The organism is Streptomyces sp. NPDC001002 (genome assembly GCF_053599215.1).
The window spans coordinates 1-4,059 of sequence record NZ_JBSFLV010000281.1 but is presented as its reverse complement, the minus strand read 5'-3'; the positions used below and the strand labels follow the sequence as shown (position 1 = coordinate 4,059).

Annotated in this window: 3 protein-coding genes and 2 pseudogenes; 4 read left to right on the top strand and 1 reads right to left on the bottom strand. The window is 71.2% G+C overall.

The genetic code is table 11. The features are described from left to right. Positions 1-554, bottom strand: a 554-nt coding sequence (locus tag ACWDR3_RS47320; protein WP_450358882.1) for a TIGR03086 family metal-binding protein, incomplete at its 3' end; no start/stop codon positions are given. 108 nt (positions 555-662) lie between these two features. Between ACWDR3_RS47320 and pdxR the strand changes: the two genes are divergently transcribed. The 4 genes and pseudogenes from pdxR to ACWDR3_RS47300 form a co-directional block, all read left to right on the top strand. Further along, positions 663-2,123 (top strand): MocR-like pyridoxine biosynthesis transcription factor PdxR, encoded by a 1,461-nt coding sequence (pdxR, locus tag ACWDR3_RS47315; protein ID WP_450358881.1) that lies wholly within the window; start codon positions 663-665, stop codon positions 2,121-2,123. A gap of 124 nt (positions 2,124-2,247) precedes the next feature. After that, a complete protein-coding gene (locus ACWDR3_RS47310; RefSeq protein ID WP_450358880.1) occupies positions 2,248-2,928 on the top strand; it encodes an SDR family NAD(P)-dependent oxidoreductase in 681 nt (226 codons plus the stop codon). 135 nt (positions 2,929-3,063) lie between these two features. Beyond that, a pseudogene (locus tag ACWDR3_RS47305) lies at positions 3,064-3,711 on the top strand (MBL fold metallo-hydrolase); the annotation flags it as partial. 254 nt (positions 3,712-3,965) lie between these two features. Then, positions 3,966-4,059: pseudogene (locus ACWDR3_RS47300) on the top strand (histidine phosphatase family protein); the annotation flags it as partial.

Here is a 4,059-nt window from a genome sequence, read left to right as displayed (position 1 = left end):
AGGGCGAGCAAGCGGTCGCCCTGCTCGGCGTCGTCCGGGACGGGGAGCCGGCGGCGGAACGCGGCTCCGGGGCCGCGGCCCTCGTCCGGGACCAGCGTTGCGATGTCCAGCGCGGCGGCGGTGAGTTCGGCGGCGGGCTCCCACGGGGCGCCGATCGTCACCGCGATGTCCCACGCGTGCACCACGTAGTCGAGCAGGTGGAAGCCGAGCGCCAGCCGTCCGGGCACGACGAAGCCCTCGCCCACCTCCGGCAGCGCGAACCGCCGCTCCAGCACGTCGAGTTCGGCGAACGCCGCCGTGACCTCCTCCGCCGACGCCTCGTACGCCCCCGCCGGATCGTCACCTAGGTCGCCGTCGCGCCACACGGCCCACGGCTCGCCCGCGCCGCGCGCGGAGGCGGCGAATCCCTCGTTCTGGCAGACCAGATGGCGCAGCAGGCCGTACAGGGTCCAGTCCGGGCACGGCGTCGCCAGCCTCAGGTGATCGGTCTTCACCTGGGAGACCAACTCCCCTGTGAGTGACAGTGCTTGGCGGTCCAGTCGTCGAATGTCCATGGTCGGAGCGTAAAATCGCCAGAGGCTCAGCTCCAGAGCCAATAAGTCATCAACCGATTGAGCCAATTGGCGGGCCGATGGCCGGCGACAGCCCAACCCCGGGAGCGGATGCCCGAGATGGACGTGCACGTCAGGCTCGACGGGCAGCGTGACCTGTCCGGTCAGATCTATCGCCAACTGCGTGCCGCGATCCACGACGGACTGCTGCGGCCCGGCGAACCGCTGCCTCCGACACGGGAGTTGAGCCGCCGCCTTGCCGTGGCGCGCAACACCGTCGGCGTCGCCTACGACCGCCTCGTCGCCGAGGGCTACGCGGACAGCAGGGTCGGCTCCGGGACCTATGTGCGGACGGCCGGACTGCCAACGGGCGCAGCCGAGACCGCCGTTGAACCCACCGGCCCGGGACTGCGCCCGCGTGCCCTGTGGTCGGGCCTGTCGCCCTGGTCGATCCCACCGACCACGGGACCGACCGCGGCGGCCCATGACTTCCGGGTCGGCCTCCCTGACGCCCGGCTCTTCCCGTACGAAGCCTGGCGGCCCCTGATCGCCCAGGAACTGCGCCTGTCCGCGGCCGGGTCGGCCGGTTACAGCGATCCGGCCGGGCACGCCGGACTGCGGGCCGCGCTCGCCCGGCACATCGGGCTCTCCCGTGGTGTACGGGCCGAACCGGACGGTGTGTTGGTGACCACCGGCACGCAGCAGGCCCTGGATCTGATCGGGCGGGTGCTGCTCGAACCGGGGGATCGGGTGGCCGTGGAAGAACCCGGCTATCCACCGGCCCGGTTGCCGTTCCTGGCGCAGGGTGCCGAGGTCACGGGTGTACCCGTGGACGAGGAAGGTCTGGTCGTGGACGCCCTGCCGGCGGACACCCGTGCCGTGTACGTCACGCCCGCCCACCAGTTCCCGCTCGGCATGCCGATGTCGCTGCGGCGCCGAACTGCGTTGCTGCGGTGGGCTCGACGGCACGGTGCGGCGGTGATCGAGGACGACTACGACAGCGAGTTCCGGTTCGGCGGGCGGCCGGTCGAGACGTTGCACAGTCTGGACCGGGACGGACACGTGATCTATGTGGGGTCGTTCTCCAAGGTGATGCTGCCCTCCCTGCGCGTCGGTTTCCTGGTGGCGCCCGCCTCCCTGCGCACGGCACTGCGCACCGCCAAGTACACCGCCGACTGGCACACCGCGGTCCCCACGCAGGCGGCGCTCGCCCGTTTCGTCGACGACGGGCGGCTGGCCCGGCACATCCGCAGGATGCAGCAGGTCTACGCGACCCGGCACCAGGCCGTCACCCGCACGCTCACCGGCCACTTCGCGGACCTGGTCGAGCTGGTGCCGTCCGCCGCGGGCCTGCACGTGACCGCCTTCACCCGGGGTCAACTCGCCGACCCCGACGCCCTGGTGGCCCGGGCCCGCCAAGCCCGCGCGTCCGGCGTGGCGGTCCACACGCTGGCGGAGGTCGCCGCGAACCGCTCCGCGCGACCGGGCCTCGTCCTCGGCTACGGTGCGATCAGCGCGCCGGACATCGAGCCGGGCCTGCACCGGGTGCTGGACCCGCGGCAGGACCACTGAACGAGCGCGTCGCACCGGGCGCTCGCGTCCGTGAGATCACCGGAATCCGGTGAGGACCGCTCACCTCTCCCGCGGCGAACCTGGGCAACGGCCAGAAGGCGACGCCCAGCGAGGAGACGGACTCATGAGCGAGCGTGTGGCGGTGGTGGTCGGTGCGGGCGGAGGCCTGGGGCTGGCCACGGCGGTGGTACTCGCGGACGCCGGATATGCCGTGACCGCGGTCGACCGTACGGAGAAGACCCTGGAGGGACTGCCCGACGTCATCCGCCGGGAGGTGGTCGACGCGACCGATCCAACCCTGGCCAGGAGCGTCATCGACCGGATCGCCGCCGAGTCCGGGCCTCCCGAAGCGCTGGTGAACACCCTCGGCGTGTTCCGCCCGGGAGAGGCGCTCGCCGTGACACCCGAGGATCTTCGGCTCACGTTCGACGTCAACCTCGGCGCCGCGCTGTGGCTGAGCCAGGCGGTGGCGCCGTACATGCGCGGGCGCGGCGGGGGCGCCATCGTGCACGTGTCCTCCCGGCCGGCGACCGAGCCGACCGCGGGCATGGCCGCCTACAGCCTCGGCAAGGCGGCGCTCAACCACCTCGTCCGCGTTCTCGACCTGGAGCTGCGCCCGCACGGCATTCGCGTGAACGCGGTGGCGCCGCAGCTCATCAACACCCCTAAGAACCAGGCCGAGTTCCCTCCGGAGGCACTGGCCCACGCCGTGTCGCCGGAGTCGATCGCGAACATCATCGCCTTCCTCGTCGGCGACCTCGCGACCGACATCGGCGGCGCGATCGTGCCGGCCTACGGCGCGTAGCCGGGACGCGTCCGACGCCACGCACGCCCCGTACGTCACGCACGCCACCACACCCCGTACGCCAACCCTCGTACTCCCCCGCGTCATTCACCCCGTCCACGTCACGTACGTCACGACTGTCCGAAGGGGATCACCATGTCATCGACGAACCGCCGCTCGTTCCTCGCCCGGAGCGCGGCGCTGGCGACCGTGCCCACGGTCGCCGTGCTGGCCGACGGCGCGCTCGCCGGTCAGGCGTCCGCGGCCACGCTGCCCGACTACGCGCCGATACCGCCGTCCGCGCTCGGGCCCGCCGTCAACGCGCAGGGCTACTACGTCGGTCGGATCGAGAAGAACCTGTACTGGGTCACCGACGGCACCTACCAGGCCGCGTTCCTGACGACCCGTGAGGGGGTCGTGCTGTTCGACGCGCCGCCGTCCATCGGGCACAACATCCAGCGGGCCATCGACGAGATCGCCGCCGCCAACGGCGTCTCCAACAGAGTGACCCACCTCGTCTACTCCCACCACCACGCCGACCACCTCGGTGCCTCGTCGCTGTTCGGCCGGCACGTGGTGCGGATCGGTCACTCAGAGGGCAAGGCACTTCTGGCCCGCGACAACGACCCGACCCGGCCGGTGCCCGACATCACCTTCGACAGGCGGTACACACTGCGCGTCGGCGGGGAGCGCGTCGAACTGGCCTGGCACGGCACGAACCACACCCCCGACAACGTCTACATCCACCTGCCGAACCACCACACCCTCATGCTCGTCGACGTCCTGCTGCCCGGCTGGGTCCCCTTCGACAGCTTCAACCTCAACGAGGACGTCCCCGGCTCCATCGCCGCCCCCGCCAAGGCCATGAGCTATCCGTGGAAGCACTTCGTCGGCGGTCACATCGGCAGGCTGGGCTCCCGCCAGGACATGGTCGTGTACCAGCAGTACGTGGACGACATCGTCGAGAACGTGAAGAAGGCGCTCGTGACGGTCGACCCCACGCCCTACTTCACGAAGTACGGGAACAACGTGTGGGGCGCGGTCAAGGAGTACCAGTGCACCTCGTCAACCCGTTCCGGCCGTCGTGGGGTGAGCCCTACGTCGACCAGGTGGTCCGGATGATGGCCGCGCTGGACGCCGCCAAGGACCGGG